At 63.5% G+C, this 26,909-nt stretch carries 22 protein-coding genes and 1 pseudogene; 14 read left to right on the forward strand and 9 right to left on the reverse strand.

Annotation, left to right across the window (positions count from 1 at the left end; translation table 11 throughout):
- A partial coding sequence (locus tag J0I79_RS06575) for a YgiQ family radical SAM protein (protein ID WP_292855865.1) occupies positions 1-1,922 on the forward strand: 1,922 nt, incomplete at its 5' end.
- 149 nt (positions 1,923-2,071) lie between these two features.
- On the opposite strand, the gene J0I79_RS06580 is transcribed toward J0I79_RS06575, so the two are convergent.
- A complete protein-coding gene (locus J0I79_RS06580) occupies positions 2,072-3,133 on the reverse strand; it encodes an aromatic ring-hydroxylating dioxygenase subunit alpha (RefSeq protein WP_292855866.1) in 1,062 nt (353 codons plus the stop codon).
- A gap of 374 nt (positions 3,134-3,507) precedes the next feature.
- On the opposite strand from J0I79_RS06580, the gene J0I79_RS06585 reads away from it, so the two are divergent.
- A complete protein-coding gene (locus J0I79_RS06585; RefSeq protein WP_292855868.1) occupies positions 3,508-4,596 on the forward strand; it encodes a DUF1835 domain-containing protein in 1,089 nt (362 codons plus the stop codon).
- A gap of 50 nt (positions 4,597-4,646) precedes the next feature.
- Here the strand turns inward: J0I79_RS06585 and J0I79_RS06590 are convergent, their stop codons facing one another.
- From J0I79_RS06590 to J0I79_RS06615, 6 genes are all read right to left on the reverse strand, one after another.
- On the reverse strand, positions 4,647-5,984 hold the full coding sequence (locus tag J0I79_RS06590; RefSeq protein ID WP_292855870.1) for an RsmB/NOP family class I SAM-dependent RNA methyltransferase: 1,338 nt from the start codon (positions 5,982-5,984) through the stop codon (positions 4,647-4,649).
- Positions 5,985-6,351: 367 nt separating this feature from the next.
- Positions 6,352-7,518 carry a reverse transcriptase family protein gene (locus J0I79_RS06595; protein ID WP_292855872.1) on the reverse strand — a complete coding sequence of 389 codons (1,167 nt, stop codon included), beginning with the start codon at positions 7,516-7,518 and terminating at the stop codon, positions 6,352-6,354.
- Between the two features lie 178 nt (positions 7,519-7,696).
- Positions 7,697-8,896 (reverse strand): hypothetical protein, encoded by a 1,200-nt coding sequence (locus J0I79_RS06600; RefSeq protein WP_292855874.1) that lies wholly within the window; start codon positions 8,894-8,896, stop codon positions 7,697-7,699.
- Between the two features lie 573 nt (positions 8,897-9,469).
- Complete coding sequence (locus J0I79_RS06605) at positions 9,470-9,973, reverse strand: hypothetical protein (protein WP_292855876.1); 504 nt, start codon at positions 9,971-9,973, stop codon at positions 9,470-9,472.
- Between the two features lie 297 nt (positions 9,974-10,270).
- On the reverse strand, positions 10,271-10,528 hold the full coding sequence (locus tag J0I79_RS06610; RefSeq protein ID WP_292855878.1) for a helix-turn-helix transcriptional regulator: 258 nt from the start codon (positions 10,526-10,528) through the stop codon (positions 10,271-10,273).
- A 63-nt stretch (positions 10,529-10,591) separates the two neighbouring features.
- The gene (locus J0I79_RS06615; RefSeq protein WP_292855880.1) at positions 10,592-11,317 is read right to left on the reverse strand and encodes a Crp/Fnr family transcriptional regulator; all 726 of its coding nucleotides are present in this window, start codon (positions 11,315-11,317) and stop codon (positions 10,592-10,594) included.
- Positions 11,318-11,542: 225 nt separating this feature from the next.
- On the opposite strand from J0I79_RS06615, the gene J0I79_RS06620 reads away from it, so the two are divergent.
- The 4 genes and pseudogenes from J0I79_RS06620 (at position 11,543) to J0I79_RS06635 (ending at position 16,496) form a co-directional block, all read left to right on the forward strand.
- Positions 11,543-12,892, forward strand: coding sequence for a substrate-binding protein (locus J0I79_RS06620; protein ID WP_292855882.1), 1,350 nt, complete (start codon positions 11,543-11,545; stop codon positions 12,890-12,892).
- A gap of 187 nt (positions 12,893-13,079) precedes the next feature.
- On the forward strand, positions 13,080-13,955 hold the full coding sequence (locus J0I79_RS06625; protein WP_292855883.1) for a branched-chain amino acid ABC transporter permease: 876 nt from the start codon (positions 13,080-13,082) through the stop codon (positions 13,953-13,955).
- 10 nt (positions 13,956-13,965) lie between these two features.
- Positions 13,966-15,801, forward strand: a complete 1,836-nt coding sequence (locus tag J0I79_RS06630) for a branched-chain amino acid ABC transporter ATP-binding protein/permease (RefSeq protein ID WP_292855884.1) — start codon at positions 13,966-13,968, stop codon at positions 15,799-15,801.
- Positions 15,798-16,496: pseudogene (locus J0I79_RS06635) on the forward strand (ABC transporter ATP-binding protein). Before J0I79_RS06630 ends, J0I79_RS06635 begins: the two are co-directional and overlap by 4 nt.
- Positions 16,497-16,558: 62 nt before the next feature.
- On the opposite strand, the gene J0I79_RS06640 reads toward J0I79_RS06635, so the two are convergent.
- Positions 16,559-17,449, reverse strand: coding sequence for an AraC family transcriptional regulator (locus J0I79_RS06640; protein ID WP_292855885.1), 891 nt, complete (start codon positions 17,447-17,449; stop codon positions 16,559-16,561).
- A gap of 140 nt (positions 17,450-17,589) precedes the next feature.
- On the opposite strand from J0I79_RS06640, the gene J0I79_RS06645 reads away from it, so the two are divergent.
- From J0I79_RS06645 to J0I79_RS06675, 7 genes are all read left to right on the forward strand, one after another.
- Complete coding sequence (locus J0I79_RS06645; protein ID WP_292855887.1) at positions 17,590-18,354, forward strand: phytanoyl-CoA dioxygenase family protein; 765 nt, start codon at positions 17,590-17,592, stop codon at positions 18,352-18,354.
- Positions 18,355-18,566: 212 nt separating this feature from the next.
- A complete protein-coding gene (locus J0I79_RS06650) occupies positions 18,567-19,589 on the forward strand; it encodes an ABC transporter permease (RefSeq protein WP_292855888.1) in 1,023 nt (340 codons plus the stop codon).
- A gap of 57 nt (positions 19,590-19,646) precedes the next feature.
- Positions 19,647-20,618: a sugar ABC transporter substrate-binding protein gene (locus tag J0I79_RS06655; RefSeq protein ID WP_292855890.1), complete on the forward strand. Its 972-nt coding sequence runs from the start codon at positions 19,647-19,649 to the stop codon at positions 20,616-20,618.
- An 82-nt stretch (positions 20,619-20,700) separates the two neighbouring features.
- Positions 20,701-22,218, forward strand: coding sequence for a sugar ABC transporter ATP-binding protein (locus J0I79_RS06660; RefSeq protein WP_292855891.1), 1,518 nt, complete (start codon positions 20,701-20,703; stop codon positions 22,216-22,218).
- A gap of 110 nt (positions 22,219-22,328) precedes the next feature.
- Positions 22,329-23,189 carry a ribokinase gene (locus J0I79_RS06665; protein WP_292855893.1) on the forward strand — a complete coding sequence of 287 codons (861 nt, stop codon included), beginning with the start codon at positions 22,329-22,331 and terminating at the stop codon, positions 23,187-23,189.
- Between the two features lie 36 nt (positions 23,190-23,225).
- The gene (gene rbsD / locus J0I79_RS06670; protein ID WP_292855894.1) at positions 23,226-23,687 is read left to right on the forward strand and encodes a D-ribose pyranase; all 462 of its coding nucleotides are present in this window, start codon (positions 23,226-23,228) and stop codon (positions 23,685-23,687) included.
- 1 nt (position 23,688) lies between these two features.
- Positions 23,689-24,528, forward strand: coding sequence for a 3-methyl-2-oxobutanoate hydroxymethyltransferase (locus tag J0I79_RS06675; protein WP_292855895.1), 840 nt, complete (start codon positions 23,689-23,691; stop codon positions 24,526-24,528).
- A gap of 129 nt (positions 24,529-24,657) precedes the next feature.
- Here J0I79_RS06675 and J0I79_RS06680 read toward each other — a convergent pair whose 3' ends face one another.
- Positions 24,658-25,566 carry a LysR family transcriptional regulator gene (locus J0I79_RS06680; protein WP_292855896.1) on the reverse strand — a complete coding sequence of 303 codons (909 nt, stop codon included), beginning with the start codon at positions 25,564-25,566 and terminating at the stop codon, positions 24,658-24,660.
- A 97-nt stretch (positions 25,567-25,663) separates the two neighbouring features.
- Between J0I79_RS06680 and J0I79_RS06685 the strand changes: the two genes are divergently transcribed.
- Complete coding sequence (locus tag J0I79_RS06685; protein ID WP_292855897.1) at positions 25,664-26,902, forward strand: MFS transporter; 1,239 nt, start codon at positions 25,664-25,666, stop codon at positions 26,900-26,902.
- The last annotated feature ends 7 nt before the right edge of the window (positions 26,903-26,909 follow it).

The following is a 26,909-nucleotide window of genomic DNA, read 5'->3' on the forward strand; positions in this document are numbered from 1 at the left end:
ATGCGTGCGACATCGTGCTGGTGACAGGCGACGCTTATGTCGACCATCCGAGCTTCGGCATGGCGATCATCGGGCGTCTGCTCGAAGCCCAGGGCTTCAGGGTCGGCATCATCTCACAGCCCGATTGGCATTCGGCCGAGCCATTCACGGCCCTGGGCAAGCCAAAGCTGTTCTTCGGGGTCACCGGCGGCAACATGGACTCGATGGTCAACCGCTATACGGCGGACCGGAGATTGCGCCACGACGATGCCTACACACCCGGCGGCGAAGGCGGCAAGCGGCCCGACCGCTGCACCATCGTTTATGCCCAGCGCTGCCGCGAAGCCTTCAAGGACGTGCCGATCGTTCTCGGCGGCATCGAGGCTTCGCTGCGCCGGATCGCGCATTTCGATTACTGGTCCGAGAAAGTGCGCCGCTCGATCCTGGCGGACGCGAAAGCGGATCTGCTGCTCTATGGCAACGCCGAGCGGGCCGTTGTCGAAGTCGCGCATCGGCTCGCGGCAGGTGATGCGCCGCGCGATCTCGATGATGTTCGCGGCGTCGCGCTGTTTCGCCGCGTGCCGGACAACTACACCGAACTGCACGCCGACGATCTCGATTCCGCCGATGAAGGCGCGAGCCGCCAGTCCGGAGCGACGGTGATCCGGCTGCCGTCCTGCGAGCAGGTCGAGCAGGATAAAGAGGCCTATGCGCGCGCCTCGCGCGTACTTCATCGCGAGGCCAATCCCGGCAACGCACGCGCGCTTGTGCAGCGTCATGGCGACCGCGATCTCTGGCTCAATCCGCCGCCGATCCCGCTGACATCAGACGAAATGGATTCCGTCTACGACCTGCCTTACGCCCGCGCGCCGCATCCGTCGTACGGCGATGCCAAGATTCCCGCATGGGACATGATCAAGTTCTCAGTGACGATCATGCGCGGCTGCTTCGGTGGCTGCACCTTCTGCTCCATTACCGAGCACGAAGGCCGCATCATCCAGAACCGTTCCGAGCGCTCGATCCTGCAGGAGATCGAACTGATCCGCGACAAGACGCCGGGCTTCACCGGCGTGATTTCCGATATCGGCGGCCCGACCGCCAACATGTACAGGATGGCGTGCAAGGACCCGAAGGTGGAAGCTGCCTGCCGTCTGCCCTCCTGCGTTTTCCCCGACATCTGCCCGAACCTGAACACCTCGCATGACGAGTTGATCAGCTTGTATCGCAAGGTGCGCGAGACCAAGGGCATCAAGAAGGTGATGGTCGCCTCCGGCGTGCGCTATGATCTTGCGGTGAAAAGTCCTGAATACGTCAAGGAACTCGTCACGCATCATGTCGGCGGCTATCTCAAGATCGCGCCCGAGCACACCGAGCGCGGGCCGCTCGACAAGATGATGAAGCCCGGCATCGGCACCTATGACAAGTTCAAGGAGATGTTCGACGCGGCCGCCAAGGAAGCCGGCAAGAAATACTATCTCATCCCGTATTTCATCGCCGCCCATCCCGGCACGACCGACGAGGACATGCTGCATCTGGCGCTATGGCTGAAGAAGAACCGCTACCGCGCCGACCAGGTGCAGACCTTCCTGCCCTCGCCCATGGCCACCGCCACCGCCATGTACCACACCGGCGTCAACACGCTGAAGGCGGTGCGGCGCGGCGCCACCGACAAGGTCGAGACCATTCGCGGCGGCCGCCAGCGCCGGCTGCACAAGGCTTTTTTGCGCTACCATGACCCCGACAACTGGCCGCTGCTGCGCGAGGCGCTGAAGGAGATGGGCCGCGCCGATTTGATCGGCCCCCGCCCCGAACAGCTCATCCCGGCCCACCAGCCGCCCGGCACCGGCAAGGCAGCGGGGACCAAGCGGCCCATGCGGCCGATCGGCAAAGGGCAGAGCTTCACCACCAAGGGCGTGCCGTTTCCAAAGAAATTGAACCGCTAACGGGCTATGGACGCCTTCGAAGAGGCCGCCGCGGAACGGCAGCTTCCCGCAAGCCCAGCCCTAACCCGCCATACCGGAAACGGCCCCGGGCTCTCGTGCGCCCGCGCCGAGCCGGAGCACTATGCGGCGGACAAGGACGCCACGGGCGATCACAGCCCCAGTGCGGTCGCGACCCGTTCCTGGAAATACTGGACGCCCCGCTCATGCCGCCCCGAGAGCGGGCCGGAGCTATAGGCCCCCGCGGCATAGTTGCGATGCGTATCGGCGCAGATGGTGTAGTCCTCGCGCACCACGGCCAGGGTGCCTTGCACGGATTTCGCCCTGTTCTCGGCTGCTTCCGCGGAGGTGTCGGCAAAGAAGAAATGGTAGTGCTGGTCCGTGTGATGCGGTGAGGTCGGGTTGATCCGGCTGACGTTCATGCCGCCATCGAAAAGCGACAGCGTCCAGTTCGGCCACATCCAGAGCCATTTGCCGCGATAGAACAGACCGTCTTTCGGCGGCGCGGTCATACGGACATAACCGGGGTGGGCGGTGGTCTGGAAAGCTTCGAAGTCGATGGCGGCGTAGAACGAGGGATGCGTGCCGGGGATGTGGTAGCCTTCGACGAAATTGTCGGTGTAGATCTTCCAGTTCGCCGCGAAGCTGACAGTGGCCTGATCGGTGGCGGCATAGGTCTCCAACGGCTCGTCCGCCAGTTCGGCAGGCAGGGAGCCGAGTTGATCGAGAAGACTTTCCTTCGGGTCGAGTGATGCGAAGAGCAGCCCGCGCCATTCGGACAACTGCACCGTCTCCAGCGGCCAGTCCTCGGGAATGATCGCGGGATCCTTGCCATACCATGGGGCCTGCACCAGCCGTCCGGTGTCGGCAAAGGACCATTTGTGATAGGGACAAACGATCAGCCCGCATTTGCCCTCGCCGTCGGCCAGAAGTTTCGCCCCCCGGTGGCGGCAGACATTCTTGAATCCGCGCAAGGTCCCGTCCCGGCCCCGGATGGCGAAGACCGGCGTGCCGGCGATGTCGATGGCAAGGTATCGACCTGACGTCGCGACCGAGGCGACAGGCCCCATGAACTGCCAGGTGCGCGCGAAGATCTCGCGCCGTTCCTGCTGCCAGACATCATCGCGGACATAAAGCGACGGGTCCAGGTTCAGGTATTGCACGGGCGCGGTGTCGAGTGGCGGGTGGTCGCGTAGCAAGGCATCTGGCGTCATAGGCTGGCCTCCATTTGCGGCGATCCTGTCGCAAGCGGGCCGACACCGCAAGGGAATTGGCTCTGCCGCGCACAGCCCTGAAGGAGATCGGCCGCGCCGACCGGATCAGCCCCGGCCCTGAACAGCTGATCCCCGCCCACCAGCCGCTTGTGAAGAAGTGTGGTGGAGGCGGGGTGTGCCTCTGTAGCGCACTCGCCAGCGTAGTTGACCTGCCGAGTGGCGGTTCGAGGCAGAGATCCGGCTTCGCCGGCAGCTTTGCTCCGCATCCCGGTCATTGCAGGATTTGAAACTCTCGCTCGATAACGGACATCGCAAGGTGCATCGGCCGGAAGGCTGAGTTAATCTATGCATGAATGATGGTGAGGACCAAGGGCGTGCAGATCGAGGATTTTGTTGGTCGCTGGATTGCCGGGAACGACCGGCACACAACTGCAACCATCGAAATCAACATTGTCGACGGCGACCTCGTCGTGAGCGCCATTAAACGTTCCAGCGGCGAACTGGCAAAGATCCAAGGCTTGAGTTACGGCAATGATGAAGTCCGTTTCGCTGCCCATTGGTCGTCCGGCCAAATCACCGCGTATCGGCTGCTATTGTCGGATGGGCAGTTGGTCGTCCATTCTACGTTTTCCGACACCAAGTATTTCACGAGGGATGTGAACTCCGACGGAACGCACAAGTGGCGCAGCGGCATACTGCACATAGCGCCCGGCAGTTCGGCGGGTGGTTCACTTCGCCAAGCGTTGCGCACGAGCGGGCGTACCGACGATGTGATCAGTTTTCGCGACGATCTCAGCTGCGGCCCGATTGATTCCCAGGAGTCTTCGGCACGAGCGCGCTGGTGGGCATCGATGTACGACGAGTATGATGATGATTTCGAAGGTTTCTGGAAGCAAATCATGTCGACCTCGGACCGCCTCATCGTCTGGGTCGGACGCCATAGTGCCCAGGAGCATGCTTTCTTCCTGGCCTTGGTGGATCGCCTCGGTGACCGCCCCTATGACATCATCGACGTCACCGGGCTGCAAATGCCGTTGACGCGGCCCGACGGCAAGCCGCGATTGTCGAACCCCAAACAGGCCGTTTCGCTTATGAGCGAAACGGAGCTCGCCTTGTTGTTCGGCACGGAACGCGCGATGACGAGCCAGGAACGGGAAGATGCCGCGCGCCATTGGCGGAATTTGAAATCCGAAAACGCACCGTTCCGTATCGTCAAAGATTCCGGGCTCGTCTCGGCGTCTGCGGATGTCTTCGATGAGCTCCTACTCGAGCGGGCTAGCAAGGATTGGCGCAAGGTTGCACGGGTCATCGCCGAGACCATGGGACACAATATGGAGCCGTATATCCAGGTCGGCGACTTGATGTTGCTGACCCGTATCGTGGCCCTTGTCGATCAGGGGAAACTCATGGCCCACGGTGACCCCTGGATGATGCGAAAGTGCGAAGTACGGCTCCCTGATTAGCAAATACGCGTCTGCTTCTCTGAAGAGTCTCCGTAGGCCAGTCAGTCTGCTTACGGCCCATTCGGGCCATTCGCGGCCTCGCCTGGAGGCGAAGCCTCCCTTTGCATCACCGCCGCGAAGAAACCGTCCGTGCCATTGCGCGCCGGCGTCAGCGACAGGTGATCGCCATGCGCCGAGGCCGCCAGCCCCGGCGCGGCCTCCTCCAGCGGCACGACCCGAAAAGCGGGATGCGCCGCCAGGAACGCCGCCACCTGCTCCTCGTTCTCCTCCAGCAGCAGCGAGCATGTCGCGTAGACCAGCCGCCCGCCCGGTTTCACCAGGCGCGCGGCACTGGCCAGGATGCGGGCCTGCAGCGCCACGAGATTGTCCAGACCCTCTTCCTCCCGCGCCCGCCAGCGGGCATCGGGGTTGCGCCGCCAGGTGCCGGTGCCGCTGCAGGGCGCGTCGACCAGCACGCGGTCGAAGCCGGCCTTGTGGCGCTTGATCCACTTGTCCGTCTCGCTGGCCAGCAGCCTTGTCTCGATATTGTGCAGCCCTGCCCGCCGGAAACGCTCGGCGCTGCGCTTCAGGCGGCCCTCCATGACGTCGCAGGCGATGACATGGCCCTTGTTGTTCATCTGTGCGGCGATCGCCAATGTCTTGCCGCCGGCCCCGGCGCAGAAATCCACCACGCGCTCGCCCGGCCGGGCATCGACCAGCAGGGCGACAAGCTGCGAGCCCTCATCCTGAATCTCGGCCTCGCCGCTCTTCAGCATCGGCAGCCGCGCCAGCGAAACACGCTCGTCGAGGCGAATGCCGTGAGGCGCGATGGCCGAGGCCTGCGCCGCAAGGCCGAGATCGCGCAACGCGCCAAGCATGGCCTCCCGCATCGCCTTGATCGGATTGACGCGCAGGTCGAGCGGCGCCGGCGTCAGCAGCGCGGCCATCTCGCCCGCGAAGGCGCTCCCGAAACGCCGCCGCAGCGGACCGGCCGCCCAGGCCGGGCATTCCAGGCGCACCTCCTCCGGCATCCCTGCATGATCGATCGCGCCGCCCTGCAGCTTGACCAGCAGCGCGTGCTCCTGAGCCGTGAGCGCTGAGGGCGCGAACTTCGAGCCGTCGAACAGCAGCTTGACCTGATCCGGCGTCCGGCCCTCCTTCAGCGCCAGCCAGGCCAGCAGCCGGTTGCGCGCCACATCCTCGCGCCCATGCCGCAAGAGCCACCAGCCAAGCCGAGCATGGTGCTGCAAAAGCGCATAAAGCAGCTCCAGGATCTGCCCGCGATCCCCCTCCCCAATCCCCCGCCGCGCCCGAAACCACGCCGAGACGACAGCATCCGCCGGCCGCGCGACGCTGTCGACTTCATGCATGAGTTCGAGGGTTGATTGCAGGCGGGCGGGGAGATTCACGGGATGGCGATCGAGGTTGGGAAAGAGGCTGGTATAGGGGATGGAGGTGGGGTTGGCTATTGGGGGGGCATCGAGGGCTTGGTCAGTCTGGATTGGGGGCCGAGATCGGCATATCGAGTCTTGGCCGTATCAGGCAGATACCTGCGGTTCCGATTCCGACCCCATCTCGGCCGTCAGGCAGTTTCTGCAGGTTCATAGAAGCTGACTTACAAATTTTGCTCAACAAATAACAGACCAGCCGGTGCCGAAGACAATGGCATCGCCAACATCCATCGCTAATTTTGACGTAACCGCACAGGTCGACTATTATCAAATGGTCAGAATGAACACCTCCTAGACCGAGCGAAAGCCAAACTTTAACCACCTGCTACAGAAGGTCGTTTAGCCAGAAATTGTCGTCGAGAGAGCCCTGCCATTTCTCTCGAGCTAGAACGGCCTCAAGTCTGGCGAGCAAAGGTCCTGCGACCTCGGGCTGTACAGAATTCATATGCCTTAGCAGTCCGTGAATGTGCCGAACCATACCCCACAGCGATGCGAAGTGTCTTTCTGTCGCGTGTGCTGCCAGCCCAAACTTCTCAATTCCCCGTACATGGTCTGCGGCCCGGTCGCGTGTTTCGCGCAGAAGTCTAACACCCGTGTCGTCAACGAGCAGTCCAAGTACGACCTTTCGTGCCCCAGGAGGTGCGATAGTCGTTTTCCGTTCATGAACGTCGTGCCCGAACGAGTTTATGATACGTGAGATAATGGCAACGTAGGTTTCGGCCGTTTTGTGACTCAGGCTTCTGCCGGATGAAAAAATGAGATCGTCAGAGTAGCGCGTGTAGGTTAGCCCCTTCTCAGCGCCAAATTCTGTGAGTTTTCTGTCCATCTCGAAACTCACGAGGTTCGCCAACATAGGACTGGTTGGAGCACCTTGTGGCAAGTAGCCCATCTGACTGTGACCGTATTTTGCAATGCCCACAGTCCGACGCGCCGCCGCGAACCGTCTGTCTCTCAATGGAAGGTCGATCCTTACCCGCGTACAAATGCGGGCAAGTTCGAATGCTACAATTGGCTGATACCCCATCTGCCGGAAGGCGAAGAAAACTCGCCGTTCGGTGATGCTTTCAAAGAAATCGTGAATATCTACTTTGATCAGCCAGGATGCCCCAACATGCAAGTTGGCGCATTTTAGCGGCGAGGACTTTCGAGCATATGCGTGACTTGCCACATGTGGCGTGATATTTGCGAGAATTTCCTTGGAAATCCAGCGTTGTAGGGCCATTAGCTCAGGCTGCGGCGCTGCGATTAGTCTGCCGCCGCCGGACCGCTTCCTGATTGTGAACGTCCGATACGCATCCGTCTCCCTTGCGACGATACTTCTCAGGTACAAATAGTCTGACCTCGTCAGGGCAGCTAAGTGCCTGAGCGACAGTATACCCGGTAGCCGGTTAGCTTCAACTGCGAGAAGCTGATCTAATGCCCGATCCACAATTACTGGGTCGAGCTCTTTCGGCGCGAGCTTTCGATATAAGTGGGGTGGGATAGAAGTCATTTACTTTGGCTCGCCGCCGCGAGGCGATGGTGGAGTGAACGCTTTAGGCTCCGTGAAGAACTGAGTTCACTCCACCACCGGCGCGACTGGCGTTGGCTTCTCCTAAGCAAGGTGCGACGCACCCGCCACGTCGGAAACCCGACACGGAACACTTCTGAGTAGAAGTAACGCTAAAATGCTACCGTCCCACCCTCAACTGCTTAGGATAATAGGGTGATGGTGGCAATGGCAATTCTTTTTGTTTGGGCGGCGACGATCCAAGGCTTCTGGCATGGCGCAGTTCGGCCAGACCAGTGTCGGTAATGTGCAGGCTATTTGGACTAATGAGCCCCCAGCGCCGACACAGGTCTATCAAATGCGACACGTCTTGTTCGGTTAGCCCGGAAGCTGCTGCGATCTCGCCGACGGTTCGCTTTCGACTTGTGATGGCGGCTAAGACCAAAACCGTTTCGCCAATCATCTCGCCAGCAAATTTGCGCCACGAGCCTGTCGATAGCGTTTTCTGTCCCATAGCGAGCAGAGCCTGTTGGATACGAAATTCGCGCCGAGGTCTGCCAAACAATAAGAGAATATCAGAAGGTACAGCCTTTCCCTCGAAGAAGGAGTGCCACTGAGGGATTTGCTTCCATAAGACAGCGGGCAGGTTATTTGGCGCTGTATGTGTGAATGCCAGCAGAGCACCCGTTTCGCGGAAGCCAAAGGGAGCCCCCTTTTCGTTATGTGGCGTACATAGAGATCGTATCTCTGCAAGTTCGTCGGACGTCCAATGCTGACTTGTGAAAGTCGGACAGCTTTGGACGACGTGGACATTCTGGTTGCCGAACGTGAACTTCAGTACTTCCCGAGCGCGGGGCGTAGCGGCGAACACGGCAACATGAAACTTTACAAGCCCATATGACTTCCAACTCTTCATGGTCTTGCTAGCCATAAAGCTTCGATGAAAGTCTAGAATGCGCTTTCCCGAGCCGCTGAAATCATCGACGTACAAGACCGTGCGGCATCTCGCAGCTCTCATATTCTTGAGGCTAGGTGCCGCTACAAATGGCCCATCGTTGCCATTTTGGCGACGCAATGCACCTAGGACGTTGGCGACGATGCCCTCGCTGCCGGGGAAGGACCCAGAGTTGAGCAAGCGGGGAGAGGCATTTTTGTCCGGCCCAAAATAGTTTTGACCGGCAGCCATTTCTCGTACTGGAACGAGCGCGATAGGTTTTTGTGCTTTTTTGGGAAGACGAGATATCAGTCGGACTAGCCCATTTCGGAATTGATCTTGCCCAACGAACTCGACTGCGTCCAGCAACCGTTTTGCGGCGACCTGCTGCTCAGGGACAAAATTGCTGAGCCAGTTTCGTCCACGCGGGGTCTCCGATGCCTCCATCACCTTATCCAATTATAATCTGACTTAGCACATCTGACCGATGGCGTACTGAAGCTAAACACGGTGGGAGTCATTGTTCAAGGAACCGCAAATCGTTTGTTAGTCAACGCGGTTTGGGCCTGCAGTGCCCGATGCGCCGGAACAGCATGATCAATGTCAGCGATCGCGTTCTCAACACATTTCATGATGAGTGCTTGATCGCTAATATGGCCTCGGCATAACTGAAGTCGGGGCTCGACGGGGGGCAGTTAGCTCGCTCGAGGCGGGCAAGAGTTGCCGCCCCCGGTGTCCAGCGCTGCGGAGCTTCCAGTGTCCGCTTCGTCTGCGTTCCCGCTGAAGGCGGCCAGTCCGCTTTCCACCCCTCATCGGCTATCATGGGATTCGGCAGCAACGACAGTTTTCGGGACAGAGCGCAGTCGGCCCGATCGTCCGCGAATGCCGCTTGGCCGCTACCCGCCTCGTAGCGGACGTTAGCCCCTCGCTCTGGCACGTAAGCTCCTGTCCCAAAGTTAGCGCTCGAAACAGCATTCAATACCGCAACGGGGGCTACGATCCGAACTGCATTCAGGATGGTCAAAGCGGGTTCACCCGCTCAACGCGATATCTCTTCTGGAACTCACTGAGCACCATTTCGAGCGTTGCCTCAAAAGCACTCTGATCGAACATCATCGATTTCTTCGCCTCATGCAGGTATCGCCAGTCGGTGAAGGCATCTTGGTGCTGATACAGAATGTCACGAATGCTGTAGTCGATGTAGAAAAAACTGGGATGATGCGGGACTACTGACCTTTTGAACTCCGCGTCGAGTTTTTCTTGGCTTTCAGGCTTTAAGCGATCAAACAGCTCTATCAGGTTGTGCGATTTAGCGACTTTTGGATCATCGTGATCGAAGACGAACCACGCTTTGAGTGCCAACTCCATCGAAAGCGCCAAAAGCAGCGGTTCAACACCGACGTGTTCGCGCTCGGTCGGGTCTGCAGGCTTTCTGAAATCTGGACCTGGAAAGGTCTGAGTTTTCCGAAGAATCGCCTTTGCGGCTTCCCCGATCTTGATAGCTGTCGATAGGCGCGCACTCATTGGAGGTCCATTGATGTAAATTAGCTCCGGAGCTTGATTTGAGATATTGCAAGAACTCAATCGCTTAGTCTAGGACGCACGGAACTACAATCTAAAGACAGTTTGGTATTAAGCTTACCGGCGGAATACTATCTTCCCGCCTCTTTGGGGCGCGAGTGCTTTCTGGTTGCAATCCTTGTTCTCTGAGCAAAGGTCTCTAGAGGTGCGGGGCATCTGTGGGGTTGCCCGGCCAGGTCAGTCTGCCATCAGGAACTCCGGGAAGATGGATGAACAACCGAAACGAGGCGCAAATCCCCCTCACCTCCCCGGCGCAGCACTCAACTCACTGCGCCGCCACGCCGCCGGCGAGATTCCCACTGACCGCTTGAACTCCCGCCCGAAGTGATAGACGTCGCAGAAGCCGCAGGCTTCGGCCACTTCGGCCAGCGGCTGGTCGCCTTGCACCAGCAGGGACTGCGCCTGCATCAGGCGCTCGCACATCAGCCATTGGTGCGGCCTGCTGCGCAGATGTTTCTGGGACAGGCGGCGCAGTTGCGAGGGGCCGAGGCCGGTCACTCGGTCAGGTCAGGCGCGGTCCAGTCCGCCGTTGGGCCGTCCGATGCATCAACATCGAACGCGTCAGAAAACAGGGATCGGGGCGAGGTCCGTCGATTGGTATTGAGCCAGCCTCCGCAGACCCGCAAGGTCGGTCAGATCGATCAGGCGCGCGTTGCTGGTGACGAGATGTTCGGCACGCAGCTGTTGCATGACGCGATTGAGATGGGGCACGCTCAGGCCCAGCGCATCGGCCATGATTTCCTGCGAAAACGGCAGGTTGAAGCTCGCCTCGCCGGCCAGTCCAACCGCGAGGAGGCGCGCGTGGGTATCGAGCAGCAGCTGCGCCAGCCTTTCAATTGGCGTGCGCCGGCCCAGATTGACGATGTGTTCCGCGTAGGTCGCTGCCTCCTCGGCGGCGAGCCAGCTTAACACCAGGCCGAATTTCGGCTGCTCGTAGCAGAGACGAACATATGACGCGAATGGGCAGACAGCGTATGTCAGTTCGCTCACGGCGACGACGGCATAGCCGGACCGATCGAAAAAGCTGACGGGCAGCCCGACGACGTCGCCCGGCAGGATGAGCTTCAGGATCTGCCTCTTGCCGCTGCGAAGCAGCCTGTAGCGGATCGCATAGCCGGCCTTGACGAAGCACAGGCTTCGGAACTCCGAGCCGTGAACGATGAGTTCCTCGCGCTTCTTGACGGAAAGATCGCGCTCGAAGATAGCCGCAAGGCTTTCGATCTCGGCCGCCTTCAGCCCCATCACACGTGTCAGGCGGGTCACGATCGGGTGGCCGGTCAGCGGCATGCCAGTTTTCCAGGCGTCATGGTGGCGAAACTTTCGTACGCTTATTAATCTGGATCAATCAATAGGATCATCAAACGAAAGTTGTATTGACGATCCCGCTCCCGCCGCCGCGAATGCCCCCTGTGGGCAGGCCGCGTCTTTCGCCGCCTTGCCTGGGAAGAGTTCGCAATCTGGGAACAACGACGAGAGCCATCGGATGGCTCCGAGGGCGAGGAGGAGCAATCTATGCCGCTGGACGATAAAGACACCGCCAACATATCCCGCCGCACCGTATTGCATGCCGGCGCCGCCGTTCTTGGCGGCGCGTTTCTGCCTGGTTTCAGCGTGGCGGCTTTCGCCGACGACAAGCCGGCGATCGGCACCTGGCCGGCCGGGTCGGCTGGCGACACCGTCTATATCGGCGCCGCGGTGCCGCTCACGGGCGCCTATGCGCTGCAGGGCGCCGACGAGCTCAAGGGCTGGCAGCTTGCCGTCGAGCATATCAACAACGGCCACGATTTGATGAAGGCCATGGCGCCGAAGGTCGACAAGGGGCTGCTCGGCAAGAAGGTGGAGCTGTTGTCCGCCGACAGCGCGGCCAAGCCAAATCAGGCCGTCGAGGTGGAGCAGAACTACATCAACCAGAACAAGATCATCCTGATGACCGGTTCGACGTCGTCGGCGGTCGCCGTCGCGCTGAACAAATTCGCCCAGCGCGAGAAGGTTCTCTATGTCGCGGGCATTTCCGGCTCGAACGACACGACCGGCAAGGATTGCGTCCGCTACGGCTTCCGCCAGAACCTCTTCGGCCAGACCTCGGCCGCCGCGATCGGCCCGGTGCTCCTCAAGCAGTTCGGCAAGAACAAGAAGGCGGCGTTCATGACGCCGGACTACACTTACGGCCACACCGTCACCAAGTCGGTGAACGACTACCTGACCTCGGAGGGCGGCTGGGAGATGGTGACCAACCAGATATCCCCCCTCGGCACCCAGGACTTCAGCCAGTATCTCACCAACATCGCCAATTCCGGCGCCGAGTTCCTCATCAACGTCAACTGGGGCCGCGACGCGGTGCTGTCGTCGCAGCAGGCCAAGCAGTTCGGCCTCCTGCCCAACATGAAGCTCGTCATCCCCTACCAGATTCCGTTCCTGGCCAAGGAAGTCGGCCCGGAGATCACCGAGGGTGTTTTCGCCGCCACCGATTTCTGGTGGACGCAGGAGGACCAGTATCCGCTGGCCAAGCAGTTCGTCGAGGCTTTCCAGGCCAAGTTCGGCTACCGGCCGGAATGGGGGGCCGAGAACAGCTATGTCAGCTTCGCCCACTGGGCCCGCATGGTTTCGGAAGCAGGCAGCTTCTATCCGCCTGACATCATCAAGCAGTACGAGAAGGGCGAGACCATTCCCTCGCTTCTGGGCGATGTCCACTACCGGCCCGAAGACCACCAGTGCATCCGTCCCGTCGTCATCGTGCGCGGCAAGGCCAAGAAGGACATGAAGAACGACGAGGACTTCTGGGAGGTGCTCGAAGTCGTCCCCGGCGAAGGCCTGATGCAGAAGCCGGATGCGTTCGGTTGCCAGCTCGGCGACTACCTCTGATCGCCACCCGCGCCTTCTCCGTCGCAAGGGCGGAGAAGGCTTGTCCCGTGACTGGAAAGCCGCTTCGCGGCAGAGTGCGCCCGCCATCCGCCGATGGTGATCGGCTATCGAAAGCGCGCCGGTTTGCTGTCATGATGACGGCGACGGGCACCCCTGGATTCACATCAATCTCAAAGCGGGCGGCAGCGTGATAAACTGGGCCAACTTCATTTCGCAATGTTTCAACGGACTGGTGCTCGGCGCGCTGCTGGCGCTGATCTCATCGGGCCTGACGATCATCTATGGCACGCTGGGCGTGCTCAACCTGGCGCATGGGGCGATGTTCATGCTCGGCGGCTATGCCGGCTGGCTCGCCTATAGCTACACCGGTTCCTACCTCGCCGCCGTCGTCGCCGGCTCGCTGTTCGTCATGGTGGTCGGCGTGGTCATGGAGCGGCTGATCATCCGCCATTTCTACACGCGGCCGCAGGAGGACCAGCTTCTCGTCACCTTCGGCCTCGTTATCGTTTTCGTCGAGGCTGTGCGCTTTTTCTTCGGCAGCATGTCGCAGACCTTGCCGCCGCCGGCGCCGCTGGTGGGCATCACCAATCTGGGCTTCATGATCTATCCCACCTACCGGCTGGCATTGCTCGGCATCGTCGCCGTCGCGCTGCTGGTTCTCTACTTCGTTCTCTACCGCACCCGCATCGGCATGATCGTGCGCGCCGGCATCGAGGATTCGGGGATGGTCGATTCGCTCGGCATCGACGTCTACAGGATCTTCATGCTGGTGTTCGGCATCGGAGCCATGGCGGCGGGCTTTGCCGGCGTCGTCAACGCGCCGGTGGTATCGATTGCTCCCGATGTCGGCGAAGCGATCCTGGTGCAGACTTTCGTGGTCGTCGTCATCGGCGGCGTCGGCTCTTTCCCCGGGGCCATTATCGGCGGCCTCATCGCCGGCGAGATCATATCGATCACCTCGATGTTCAATCCGGGCTACTCCTACATCATGCTGTTCGTGGCCATGACGCTGGTGCTGGTGATCCGTCCGCACGGGCTGCTTGGCCAGGCCGGTCGTGAATAGGGCGTCCTTCATGCGGATCACACGCCCCTACCTGATCGAGCTGATCACCGCCCTGGCGCTGATACTCGCGCCATTCGTTCTTCCCCATCTCGGCTTTTCGCCCAGCACCATCAACCGCATCCTGATCTGGGGCCTGTTCGGGCTCGGCTTCGATATACTGTTCGGCTACACCGGACTGCTGTCGTTCGGCCAGTCGGCCTTCTACGGCACGGGCGGCATGTTCGCCGCCTACCTGCTCACCGAGGCCGGCTTCGACCACGTCATGGTCGCCATCATACTCGGCGCGGTGGTGGCCGGCGTGGTTGGTTACTTCATCGGCCTGATAGCGCTGCGGCGCACCGGCATCTATTTCGCCATGATCACGGTGGCGATCGCCGAGGTTTTCTTCTTCGTCGAGTTCAACCCGCTGTCGGCATTCACCGGCGGAGAGAACGGGCTGCCGGGCGTGCCGACGCCGACCTTTAATCTCGGCTTCACCGTGCTGAAGTTCAACACCGACTGGTCGATGTATGGCTTCCTGGCGTTCTGGTATTTCGTCGGCATCGTGATTGCGCTGCGCATCGTGCGCTCGCCGGTCGGAGCGATCCTGTCGGCGATCCGTGACAATCCGCGGCGCGCGGAGGCACTCGGCCACAACATCCACGGCTACAAGCTGACGGCCTTCGTGGTGGCCGCGATCTATGCCGGTTTTGCCGGCGGCCTGCTCGGCGTCATGCAGGGCTTCATGCCGCCGGACGCCTTCATGTTCGACACATCAGGCCAGCTTGTCATGCAGACGGCCATCGGCGGCGCCGGCACATTGTTCGGACCGTTGCTTGGCGCGACGGTCTGGCTCTATCTCAGCGACTTCTTCCAGAACACCTTGCATCTGGGAGCGACGTGGAAGCTGGTGCTCGGCATCGTCTTCGTGCTGCTGGTCTGCTTCCTGCGGCGCGGCATTGTCGGCGCGATGGTCGACCTCTACGCACTGGCGGCCGGCGGCGGGAACGAGGAGCCAGCCGGCGCCTCGGCCGGGAGCCCGCCCTTCGACCCCGCTGCCATAGAACCGATGCCGCCGCGCCGGCGTGGCGATGCGCCGGCATCCGGACCGATCCTGCGGGCGCAAGGCCTCAGCAAGCGCTATGGCGGCATCGTGGCCAACAGCGACATCGACTTCACGGTCGATCATGGCGAGATACGCGGCATCATAGGGCCGAACGGCGCCGGCAAGAGCACCTTCTTCAAGATGCTGACCTGCGAGGTCGCTCCGACCTCCGGGCAGATCACGTTCGAAGGCCGCGACATCACCGGCATGGACGTATCCGCTGTGTGCCAGCTCGGACTGACCAAGAGCTACCAGATCAACCAGCTGTTCGACCGGCTGACGGTCCGGCGCAACCTGACGATCGCGGCGCTCGGCGAAACACGCGGCCGCTTCCGGCTCGACCTGTTCAAGAACCTGCATGGCGTGCCGGGCCTCGACGAACAGGTCGAGCGGACGGCGGCGCTGGTCAACCTCACCGCGCGTCTCGACCGGCCGGTTTCGGAGCTGCCCTATGGCGAAAAGCGCCGGCTGGAAATAGGTCTGGCGCTGGCGACGTCGCCAAGCCTGCTTTTGCTCGACGAGCCGCTGGCCGGCATGAGCCCGCGCGAACGCGTCGAGACCGTGGCGCTGCTCAAGTCGATCGCGCGCGGACGCACGATGATCATCATCGACCACGACATGGATTCGCTGTTCGAGCTGGTCGGGAAAGTGACGGTGCTGCAGGAAGGCCGGGTGCTGGTCGAAGGCATGCCCGCTGAGATCAGGACCAACGCCAAGGTGCAGGAAGCCTATCTCGGTGGCGTGCACGGAGAGATGGCATGAGCCTGCTCGAGGTCAGCGGACTGAACAGTTACTACGGCGACAGCCACATCCTCTTCGACGTCGGGCTGAAGGTCGAACAGAACGAGGTGGTGGCGCTGCTTGGCCGCAACGGCGCCGGCAAGTCGACGACGCTGAAGAGCCTGATGGGCGTGGTGACGCCGCGCACCGGTTCGGTCAAGCTCGATGGCGTCGAGCTGGCGGGCCGCAAGGCGCACGGCATCGCCCGCCAGGGCATGCAGCTGGTGCATGAGAACCGGCGCATCTTCGGCAGCCTGAACGTCGAGGAAAACATCATCCTGGCTGGTTTGACCGCCGCCCACCGTTGGCCGCTGGAGCGCATCTATACGATGTTCCCGCGCCTGAAGGAGCGGCGCACCAGCCGCGGCACGGATCTGTCGGGCGGCGAGTAGCAGATGCTGGCCATAGCCCGCGCCTTGGTGCGCGACCCGAAGATCATCCTTCTCGACGAGCCCTTCGAAGGGCTTGCGCCCGTGATTGTGCACGACCTCGTCCGCGCCTGCCGCGAATTGGCGCAGGAAGGGCAGACGATCGTGCTGGTGGAGCAGAACCTCGCCGCGACGTTGGCGCTCGCCAGCCGCGTCTATATCATCAACAACGGTCACATCGTTTACGAGGGATTGGCTGCCGAGCTGAAAGCGCAGCCGGGACTGCTGCAACAATATCTCGGCGTATGAGCCCGGTGCTTCACGGGTAGCCGCTGGCTTGATGCGGTCGAACAGCCCCAAAACCGCCCCCCTCACCCCCTCGGCGCGGCGCTCAACTCACTGCGCCGCCACGCCGCCGGCGAAATCCCCACTGACCGCTTGAACTCGCGGCCGAAGTGGTAGACGTCGCAGAAGCCGCAGGCTTCGGCAACTTCGGCCAGCGGCTGATCGCCCTGCACCAGCAAGGACTGCGCCTGCATCAGGCGCTCGCGCATCAGCCATTGGTGCGGGCTGGTGCGCAGATGTTTCTGGAACAGGCGGCGCAGTTGCGAGGGGCCGAGGCGGGTCACCTCGGTCAGATCAGGCGCGGTCCAGGCGAAGCCGGGCTCGGCGCGCATGGCGTCGAGTGCGGCGGCGAGCGGGGCGGGCAGGTCCTCGTGGCTGGCGCCGCCGACGGCGCGGTCGACCATCAGCAGGAATTCGGCGACCAGCTGGTTGAGCCTGAGATCAAGCCCGGCGTCGCGCCGCCGCAGCGCCGAGAACAGCCGCTCGAACCAGGGCGCGGGGCTCGCCGCCTCGGTGAACAAGGTGCGCGAGGCGCCCTCGCCGAACAGCTTGCGGCGCAGCACCCCCGGGTCCGGCCCGTCGAGGCGGAACCACAGCAGCGTCCAGGGGTCGGCGGGATCGGCGCAATGCACATGCGGCGCCTCGTTGGCCATCCACACCAGCTGGTTGGCGCGCACGTCCAGCCGCTGCCCCAGCATCTCGACATGGCCCCTGCCCGACACGCAGTAGAGTATGTCCTGGCCGGGGTGGAAGGCCCGTTCTATGCGGTAGTCGCGCGCCGCCGCCACCTTGCCGGCGCGCACCACGCTGAAGGCCGTGCGTGTCCAGCCGGGCGCCGGCACATAGTGGAAACTCTCGAAAACCGCGCTCTTTTCCATGATGCGCGTTTTATACAAAACAAGCGCCTTGCTGTCCATTTTGTTCGCCACGGGGCGCCGCTATGGTCGCTTTCATGAGGTCGGGGATTTCGGCACGCCGCCGCGAGAATCCCCGGATTTTCAGGGTTTTCCGGGCGCTCGGCGCCGTCGGCGGCCCGATGGTTCAGGGAGGCAGAACGATGCTGGCGATGACGAGGAAAGAGGCCGAGGACTACGCCCGGGACGGCTATATTATCCGCCGGGGGCTGCTCGACGTGGCGGAGGTCGAGAATTTCCGCGACCATGCCCGCGCCCAGCTCGAGGCGGAAAACAAGTCCGGCGCCGTGATGGCCAAGGGCGACAAGGAGGGCAAGACCACCCTTCTCAAGATGTGGACCAAGGCCGAGGACGACAAATACGGCCTGCTCGCTCGCGACGAGCGCATGGTCGACCTGGCGCAGGACGCCGTCGGCAAGCCGATCTATCTCTACAGCCACAAGATGACGATGAAGCAGCCCAATGAGGGCGGCGCCTGGGAATGGCACCAGGATTTCGGCTACTGGTACAATTACGGCTGCCTGGCGCCGGAAATGATGAGCATCTATGTCGCGCTCGACAAGGCGACGCGCGAGAATGGCTGCCTGCAGGTGCTGAAGGGCACGCACAAGCTCGGCCGTCTCAACCACATCCGGGAGAACGACCAGACCAACGTCGAGCAGGAGCACCTCGAAGCCGCGCTCAAGCGCTACGAGCACATCTATGTCGAGATGGAAGCCGGCGACGCGCTGATCTTCGACGGCAACCTCCTGCATCGTTCCGACGCCAACCGTTCCGACACCTATCGCTGGGGCTATATCTGCTCCTACAACGCGGTCGAAAACGCGCCGTTCAAGAAGGTTCGCGAATACGGAAATTTCGACGAGCTGCGCAAGGTGCCGGCCGGCTCGTTCCGCAAGGCGTCCTGACGCCAAGACCGGCACGGGCGACGACGCCCATGCCCCGGCCACGGACTTCGGGAAAGATCGTGGCCACACAGGGAGATAGACACCGATCCTGAATCAGTTCGGGAACGGTTTTGTGAGACATCGGCCCGCGCCTGAGCTCGGCCAGGCCGATGGAACGGAGGAAGTGACCGCGCCGGTGAGGACCGGCCGGTCACGCTGAGGGAGGATACTGTATGGCCCAGGCGGTCAGGACCGGCGCGCGCGCGCCAGCCACGGACCGATTCACGCTGGCACGGCTGTTGCGGGCGCGGGAAGCAGGCGTGTTCATCGCCCTTCTCGTCATGTGCCTGTTCCTGTCCTTCGCCACCGATGGATTCCTGACATCGCTGAACCTGCTCAATGTCGGACGCCAGGTCTCCCTGCTCGGGATCATGGCTGTCGGCATGACGTTCGTGTTGATCGCCGGCGAAGTCGACCTGTCGGTCGGCTCGACCTACGCATTCTCGGGCCTCGCCACCGGCATGCTGATCATCGCCGGCTGGGCGCTGCTGCCGGCCATCGGCGTCGGCCTGCTCACCGGCGTCGCCATCGGCCTGGTCAACGGCGTGCTCTCCACCTATGGCCGCCTGCCTTCGCTCATCGCCACGCTCGGCATGCTGTCCATCGTGCGCGGCGCCGCACTCATCCTCACCAACGGCCAGCCCGTCACCGTCAATGCCCGCAACGGCGCCCTGCCCGACGTGCTGCAGAGCTTCGGCTTCATGGGCCAGGGCTATCTGTTCAGCATCATTCCGATGCAGCTCGTCTTCTTCGTCATCGTCGCCATCCTTGCCTGGCTGGTGCTGTCCTTCTCCAATTTCGGCTTCCGCGTCTATGCCGTCGGCGGCAGCGCCAAGGCCGCGCGCGTTTCCGGCATTTCCGTCAACCGGGTCAAGATCGCGGCTTTCGTGCTGATGGGCGTGCTCGCCGCTTTCGCAGGCATTTTGGGCCTCGCCTTCCTGCCATCCAGCCACGCCGGCCGCACCGGGCTCGGGCTGGAACTCGACGTCATCGCCGCCACCATCGTCGGCGGCGCCTCGCTGTCAGGCGGCGAAGGCACCATCCTCGGCACCATCCTTGGCGTGCTCATCATCGGCGTCATGCGCAACGGCCTGGTGCTGATGGGCGTCTCGCCCTTCGTGCAGGAACTGATGATCGGCCTCGTCATCATCGTCGCCGTCGGCATCGACAAATGGAGCACGCGCCGCACCGCCTGAACAAATAAACAACCAGCCTGATTCCAGACAACCAGAACCAAAAAGGGAGGACTATCCATGAACATCAGACACGTCATTCTCGCGGCCGCGATCGGCCTGCTTCCGCTTTCCGCGCACGCCGAATCCAAGCTAGCCGATTTCCAGCTCGCGCCGCGCATCAAGGCCAAGATCGATGCCGGCCAGCCGCTCGACTTCTACGTCTCCTATCATGACGTCTCGAACGAATTCGCGCCGTTCATGAAGGCCGGCGTCGAGCGCGCCGCCAAGGAAGACAAGGTCGGCGCCCAGTTCATCGGCCCGGTCGGCGCCGATGCCGACGGCCAGATCTCGGAGATCGAGACGCTGATGGGCAAGATGGACGGCCTCGCCATCTCCTCGGTCTCGACCGACGCGCTGGCGCCCGTCATCGACCGCGTGATCGCCGCCGGCATCCCGGTCGTCACCTTCAACACCGACAATCCCGAAAGCAAGCGCCTCGCCTTCGCCGGCCAGGATCTCGTGCAGTCGGGCCGCGAGGCCGGCAAGCTGATGTCGAAGGTCCTGGGCGGCAAGGGCAAGGTGATGATCACCACCATCGACGCCGCCGCGCAGTGGTCGCTCGACCGCGAAAAGGGCGCGCGCGAGGCGCTGAAGGCCGAGCCCGGCATCGAGGTGGTCAACACGCTCAACACCGGCACCGACCCGCAAAAAATCTATTCGGCGATCGAGAACGCCATGCTGGCCAACCCCTCGATCACGGGCGTGCTGTCGCTCGAATGCTGCTCGACGCCCGCCGCCGGCACCTGGGTGGAGCGCAACAAGGCATCAGACAAGGTCAAGGTCGTCGGCTTCGACCTGCTCGACCAGACGGTCCAGCTCGTGCAGGACGGCAATGTCGACGCCACCATCGACCAGGCGCCGGAAAAGCAGGGCTTTGCCGCCGTCGACCTGCTGGTGAAGTTCCTGAAGGGCGAGCCGATCGACAATGTCGACACCGGCGTCGGCATCTACACCAAGGAAAACATCGCCGAAGTCGCCAAGAAGAAGTAATCGACCACGAGGCACGGCCGCCGGTCCGCATGGGCCCGGCGGCCGCTTGCACGAAAGCAGCCAGCCCCACGCCAGCAGGTTCATGACAGACACCCAGCCCCCTGCCCCGATCGTCGAGATCTCCGGACTGACCAAGCGGTTCCCCGGCGTGCTGGCGCTCGACCGCATTTCCGTCTCGTTCCGGCCGGGCGAGGTCCATGCCGTGATCGGCGAGAACGGCGCCGGCAAATCGACGCTGATGAACATCCTCGCCGGCGACCTGCAGCCCGATGGCGGCACAATCCGCATCGACGGCAAGCCAGCCACTATTCCCTCGCCGCTCGCCAGCCGCGCCGCCGGCATCACCGTCGTCTACCAGGAACTGGCGCTCTGCCCGACGCTGAGCATCGCGGAAAACATCATGATGTCCGACATGGCGGCGCGCTCGGTCGTGTCGCTGGTGCCGCGCGACGAGATGCGCCGCCAGGCGCGCATGGCGTTGACACGGCTGGGCATGGGCACGCTCGACCCCGACACCAAGGTCTCCCGGCTCTCGGTCGCCGAGATGCAGCTGGTCGAGATCGCCGGCGCCATCCGTCAGCGCGCCCGCGTGCTGGTGCTCGACGAACCCAATTCCGCGCTCTCCAAGCGCGAAAGCGATCGCCTGTTCGAGATCGTCAAACAGTTGCGCAGCGAAGGCGTCACCGTCATCTACGTCTCGCACCATCTGAAGGAAGTACTCGACCTCGCCGACCGCATCACCGTCATGCGCGACGGCCGCACCATCGAGACCATGGACAATGACGGACTGTCGGAGGATCGCCTGATCCGCGCCATGGTCGGGCGCGAACTCGACACGGCGGCGCAATGGTCGCTGCAGGCGGAGGCACGCTCGCATGAAGCGCCTGTCGTGCTCTCGGTCGAAAAACTAGGCGCCCCGGGCCTCGACGAGGTGAGCTTCCACGCCCGCGCCGGCGAAATCCTTGGTATCGGCGGCCTGCCGGATTCCGGCAAGGACATGCTGGGCGAAGCCCTGTTCGGCCTGTGTGCCCGGCGCGGCCAGGTGACCATCGACGGCAAGGAACTGCGCGCCGCCGACCCTCAAGGCGCGATCCGCAACGGCATGGCGCTGGTGCCGGCCGACCGGCGCGGCGCCGGCGGGCTGTTGACCATGAGTGTGGCCAACAATGTCGTCTCGGCCTCGCTGCCGCGCTTCTCCCTGGCCGGCTTCATGCGGCGCGGTGCGGTGCGCCGCGAGGCCCGCGCGCAGGTCGCCAGGCTCGATGCGCGCATTTCACATCTCGGCCAGAAACTCGGCACGCTTTCGGGCGGCAACCAGCAGAAGATCATCCTTGGCCGCAGCCTCGTCACCAACCCGCGCGTGCTGGTGCTGCACGAGCCGACGCGCGGCGTCGACGTCGGCGCCAAGGCCGAGATCTACGCCATCCTGCGCGGCATCGCCGGCGAAGGCGTGGCGGTGGTGATGATCTCCTCCGAAATCCCCGAATTGATCATGAACGCCGAACGCGTCCTGGTGCTGCGCAACGGCCGCATATCAGGCGAACTGACCGGCGCCGGCATCAACGAGGAAGCGATCCTGGCGCGCGCCATGGCGTCCTGAACGAGGCGAGTGATGAGTAAATCCGAGACCGCACCCAGAATAACCATCGTCGGCAGCTTCGCCGTCGGCCTGACCATCCGCGCGCCCAAACTGCCCTCTTCGGCGAGACGATGCTGGGCACCGATTTCGACATGGGCGCCGGCGGCAAGGGCTCGAACCAGGCCGTCGCCACCTCGCGTCTGGGCGCCCGCTCCTCGCTGGTCGCCCTCATCGGCAACGACAAGCTGGCCGGCATCGCCACCGACCTCTACGCTGCCGAAGGCGTCGATGCGAGCCTCGTCTCGACGCGCACCGAACGCGCCACCGGCGTCGGCTTCATCATCCTCAACGACAAGGGCGAGAATTTCATCGTCCTCGACATGGGCGCCAACGAGCTGATGGACGCGGCGGTGGTCGACACGGCCGAACAACGCATCGCCGGCAGCGACGTGGTGATGACCGTGCTCGAAGTGCCGATCCCGGCCGCCGCCCGGGCCATGGAACTCGGCCGCCGGCACGGCGCCCGCACCATCCTCAACCCCGCGCCGGCGCGCCAGCTGCCCGACGCCATCTTCAGCAATGTCGATTACCTCACGCCCAATGAGAGCGAGCTGCGCATCCTGCTCGGCCTGCCCGCCGACGATCCGCGCTCCTCGCGCGAACTGGCGGGCGAACTGCGCCGCCGGGGCGTGCGCAATGTGGTGGTGACGCTCGGCCGCAGCGGCGCGCTGATCCTCACCGACGAACTCGACATCATGGTGCCGGCCGTGCCGGTGGAGGTGGTGGACACGACCGGCGCCGGCGACGCCTTCAATTCCGGCTTCGCCGTGGCGCTGGCCGAAGGCCGCGACATTGTCGATGCCGTGCGCTTCGGCGTCGTCTGCGGCGCCATCGCCTGCACCAGGCTCGGCGTCATTCCCGGCCTGCCCGAACGGGCACAGGCCGACGCGCTGTTCGCGAAAGCCCTCGAGACAACTTGGTCCCAGACATAACAACTTGGTCGCAGACATAGCAGGGAAGGAAGAAAGATGAACCGTAACCGGCTGCTCAATGCAGAACTGTCGCACGCCATCGCTTCGATGGGCCATGGCGACCTGATGATCGTCTGCGACGCGGGCTTTCCGATCCCGTCCAGCGCCTGGCGCATCGACCTCGCCATCTCGCCCGACGTGCCGGACCTTGAAACGGTGCTGGCACCGATCGCGGAGAACCTGATCGCCGAGCGCGTCGGCTATGCCGACACGCTGCCCGTGCACAATGCGCCGCTGCTGGAGAAACTGAAGCGGCTCTTCCCCGACGCCGATTTCGAGACCGTCACGCATGAGGCGATCCTCGGCGAGATGGCGAAGAAGGCCAAGGTCATCGTGCGCACCGGCGCCTTCGACCCCTGGGGCAACATCCTGCTCTATTCCGGCGTCGACGTGCCGGCATGGTTCTCCAAGCCCGGCGTCGTCGCGCCCGATTACTACGCCAAGAAGTTGAAGGGCTGAGATGCCGCGCATCTTCGACTTCGGCGGCCGCGAGGTCGAGCGCACGGTAACGGTCGCCGGCCTGCGCGCGCTGAAAGGCAGCGGCCGGCACATGGCGCAGGTGACGGCCGAGACCGCGGACGAGGCAGCGGCGGCTGAAGCCGCCGGCATCGAGATGGTGGTCTGCCGCGCCGCCAACGTGGCTGCTGTGCGCCAGGGCTCACGCCGCGTCTTCGTCACCGCCGCGCTCGGCTTCGCCGACGCGGTGACGCCGGACGAGGTGCTGCGCACCGCCTTTTCAGCCATCACCACGGGCGCCGACGCCGTCATCACCGGGCGCGGCCATGACACGGTGCGCATGCTCGCCAACGAGCAGATCCCGGTGATGGGTCACCTCGGCTTCGTGCCGCGCAAATCCACCTGGGTCGGCGGCATCCGCGCCGTGGGCAAGACCGCCGACGAAGCGCTGGAGCTGTTCGACCGGTTTCGGCGGCTGGAGGATGCCGGCGCCTTCGCCGTCGAATGCGAGATCATCGCCGCCGAGGTGATGGAAGAAATCAACCGCCGCACCGGACTGGTCACCGTCTCGCTCGGCTCCGGCCCGGCGGCGGACGTGATGTTCCTGTTCACCTCGGACATTTCGGGCGAAAGCGCGCGCCTGCCCCGCCACGCCCGCGCCTGGGGCGACCTCGCCAAACTCCACAAGGCAGTCCGCGACGCGCGTGTCGAGGCGCTGACGGGATTCCGCCAGGCGGTGGCTGGTGGGAGCTTTCCGACGGAGGCCGAGATGGCCGGCATCGCGCAAGCCGAACTAGAGGATTTTCGCGCGCGGCTTGCGGCGGATCTCATACGCAAATCCTAGAGATTGGCCGCAACCGGGAAACGGTGCCCGACAGCAAGCGCCTCATTCCTTCGCCCCCCTCTGTCCTGCCGACGCCTGACGATTGGCCCCATCCGCACAGCTCTCCTGCGGAGCCCGCCTGCGCTCCATCTAGGACATCAGCGGCATCGGCACCTTCAGCCCTTCGATCAGCGCGTCGCGAAACAGCGCGATGGGGCGGCTCAGGCGTCCGGCGGGTGGGCGGTGCAGCAGCCATGAGCGCACTTGCGGCTTGAAGTCCGGGCAGTCGATGATCTCGACCGCATCCCGCCAGCGGCTGTCGGCGAAGGCGCCCGGCGTGACGATGCCGATGCCATGGCCGCGCGCCACCAGCGACATTCTGAGATCGACGCTGAGCGCCTCCACACCGACCTGGAACGGCAGCCTGGCCGCCTCCAGACTCTGCCTGATATAGGCGCGAAAACCGCAACCGTTTTCGTTCATCACCCAGGCGAAGCGGGACAGGTCGGCAAGGCTCGCCGGTTTCGGCACGCCAAGGCCTGGGGACGCCACCAGCAGCACCGGCTGCAGACCGAGATCGTCGCCAGCAAGCTCATCCGGCGGCGCGAGGCCTTCGGCGAGGCACACAGCCACCGCGTCGAGCTCGCTGCGCGCCACCTGTTCCACCAGCCTCGGCGACCAGCCCGAGGTGACGCGCAACGTCAGTTGCGGAAACGTTTCGCGCAGGCTGTCGAAAGGCAGTGCAAGTGCTGCATCCGAGAGGTAGGGCATGACGCCGAGTCGGAACTCGCCCCTGACCTCCCCTCGCGGCGAGACGCCGGCCTTCAGATCCTCCAGCGAGCGCAGCACGCGCCGGCCATGCTCATAGGCCTCACGCCCCGAAGCCGTCGGCTTCAGCGGCTTGGACTGGCGGTCCAGAAGCGCCGTCGCCAGCCCGTCCTCGAGATTCTGGATGCGGCGCGTGACACCTGGCTGGGTCAGGTTGAGCCTTGCCGAGGCGCCGACGATCGAGCCGGTCTCGACCACGGCGATGAAGGCTTCGAGATCATGGATTTTCATGCGTATCTCGCATAATCATTATTGAATAGATTTAATTGTAGCATGATAAAACTTCGGCATAAAGTCCTCACACGATATGCAATTTATCGAGGACCTCATGCTCGACACCACGGACCGCCGGGCGGCCGAGACCGCGAAGACGGAGACCCTGCCGGCGGCCACCATCACCGGCCCGCAGGCGCTGCTGTTTGCCGCCTCGGTCGGCGTCATCGTCACCAACCTGTTCGCGCCGCAGACACTGGTCGGCCTGATCGGACCATCGCTCGGCGCCGGTGCGGCAAGCGTCGGCCTTGTCGCCATGGCAACCCTGCTCGGCTATGCCGCCGGCCTGTTCTTCCTGGTGCCGATGGCCGACCTTGCCGAAAACCGCGCCTTGATCCTGCGCATGCTGCTGACAGCGGCCCTCGCCGCCGCCGTCGCCGCCTTCGCACCCACCATCGCCGCGCTGCTGATCGTGCTCTTCATCCTTGGCGCCGCCTGTTCCGCGATCCAGATCCTGGTGCCGATCGCGGCCTCCATGGCGCCCCCCGGCGAGGCCGGCCGCGTCATTGGCGATGTGATGAGCGGACTGATGGTCGGTATCCTGCTGGCGCGGCCGCTGGCCAGCTTCATCGCCGATGCCTGGGGCTGGCGGGCCTTCTACGGCCTCAGCGCGGCGGCGCTTGTCCTGCTCGTCTGCGTGCTGGCCGCCACGATGCCGCGCCGGCGCCCGCCGGTGCAATCGTCCTATGGCGCGCTGATCGCCTCGCTGTTCGACCTGCTTCGCCGCGAGCCGGTGCTGCGCGGCCGCGCATTGACCGCCGCCCTGGTGATGGCGGCCTTCAGTCTGTTCTGGACCGCGGTGGCGCTGCGCCTGGCGCAGCCGCCCTTCGGCCTTGGCCAGCGCGGCATCGCGCTGTTCGCGCTGGTCGGCGCCGGCGGCGCTGTCGTCACGCCGCTTTTTGGCCGTGCCGGCGACCATGGCTGGACCCGGCCGGCGACGATCTTCTGTCATCTGGTGCTGATGGCGGCGCTGGCCCTCGCCGCCTGGGCCGGCTCCTTTCAGTCCGGAGCGTCATGGCAACCGCTCGTGCTGATGGGCGCTGGCGCCGTGCTGCTCGACATCGGCGTCACCGGCGACCAGACGCTCGGCCGCCGCGCCATCAACCTGCTGCGGCCTGAAGCACGCGGCCGCCTCAATGGCCTGTTCGTCGGCATCTTCTTCATCGGCGGCGCCATCGGCTCGCTGCTGGCCGGCATCGCCTGGGCCTGGGGCGGCTGGCCTGACGTCTGCGCCATCGGTGCCGGCTTCGGCCTCGCCGCACTCCTCGTCGACTGGATCGGCGGGCCGGAATAACGCCACC

The organism is Mesorhizobium sp., from assembly GCF_017306585.1.
Taxonomy (GTDB): Bacteria; Pseudomonadota; Alphaproteobacteria; order Rhizobiales; family Rhizobiaceae; genus Mesorhizobium.

Excerpts from the sequence above, each read along its gene's own strand:
- J0I79_RS06580 (WP_292855866.1), bottom strand. The coding sequence starts at position 3,133 with ATGACGCCAGATGCCTTGCTACGCGACCACCCGCCACTCGACACCGCG.
- J0I79_RS06595 (WP_292855872.1), bottom strand. The coding sequence starts at position 7,518 with ATGACTTCTATCCCACCCCACTTATATCGAAAGCTCGCGCCGAAAGAG.
- J0I79_RS06600 (WP_292855874.1), bottom strand. The coding sequence starts at position 8,896 with ATGGAGGCATCGGAGACCCCGCGTGGACGAAACTGGCTCAGCAATTTT.
- J0I79_RS06605 (WP_292855876.1), bottom strand. The coding sequence starts at position 9,973 with ATGAGTGCGCGCCTATCGACAGCTATCAAGATCGGGGAAGCCGCAAAG.
- J0I79_RS06615 (WP_292855880.1), bottom strand. The coding sequence starts at position 11,317 with ATGCCGCTGACCGGCCACCCGATCGTGACCCGCCTGACACGTGTGATG.
- J0I79_RS06620 (WP_292855882.1), top strand. The coding sequence starts at position 11,543 with ATGCCGCTGGACGATAAAGACACCGCCAACATATCCCGCCGCACCGTA.
- J0I79_RS06630 (WP_292855884.1), top strand. The coding sequence starts at position 13,966 with ATGCGGATCACACGCCCCTACCTGATCGAGCTGATCACCGCCCTGGCG.
- J0I79_RS06640 (WP_292855885.1), bottom strand. The coding sequence starts at position 17,449 with ATGGACAGCAAGGCGCTTGTTTTGTATAAAACGCGCATCATGGAAAAG.
- J0I79_RS06645 (WP_292855887.1), top strand. The coding sequence starts at position 17,590 with ATGCTGGCGATGACGAGGAAAGAGGCCGAGGACTACGCCCGGGACGGC.
- J0I79_RS06650 (WP_292855888.1), top strand. The coding sequence starts at position 18,567 with ATGGCCCAGGCGGTCAGGACCGGCGCGCGCGCGCCAGCCACGGACCGA.
- J0I79_RS06655 (WP_292855890.1), top strand. The coding sequence starts at position 19,647 with ATGAACATCAGACACGTCATTCTCGCGGCCGCGATCGGCCTGCTTCCG.
- J0I79_RS06660 (WP_292855891.1), top strand. The coding sequence starts at position 20,701 with ATGACAGACACCCAGCCCCCTGCCCCGATCGTCGAGATCTCCGGACTG.
- J0I79_RS06665 (WP_292855893.1), top strand. The coding sequence starts at position 22,329 with ATGCTGGGCACCGATTTCGACATGGGCGCCGGCGGCAAGGGCTCGAAC.
- rbsD (WP_292855894.1), top strand. The coding sequence starts at position 23,226 with ATGAACCGTAACCGGCTGCTCAATGCAGAACTGTCGCACGCCATCGCT.
- J0I79_RS06675 (WP_292855895.1), top strand. The coding sequence starts at position 23,689 with ATGCCGCGCATCTTCGACTTCGGCGGCCGCGAGGTCGAGCGCACGGTA.
- J0I79_RS06680 (WP_292855896.1), bottom strand. The coding sequence starts at position 25,566 with ATGAAAATCCATGATCTCGAAGCCTTCATCGCCGTGGTCGAGACCGGC.
- J0I79_RS06685 (WP_292855897.1), top strand. The coding sequence starts at position 25,664 with ATGCTCGACACCACGGACCGCCGGGCGGCCGAGACCGCGAAGACGGAG.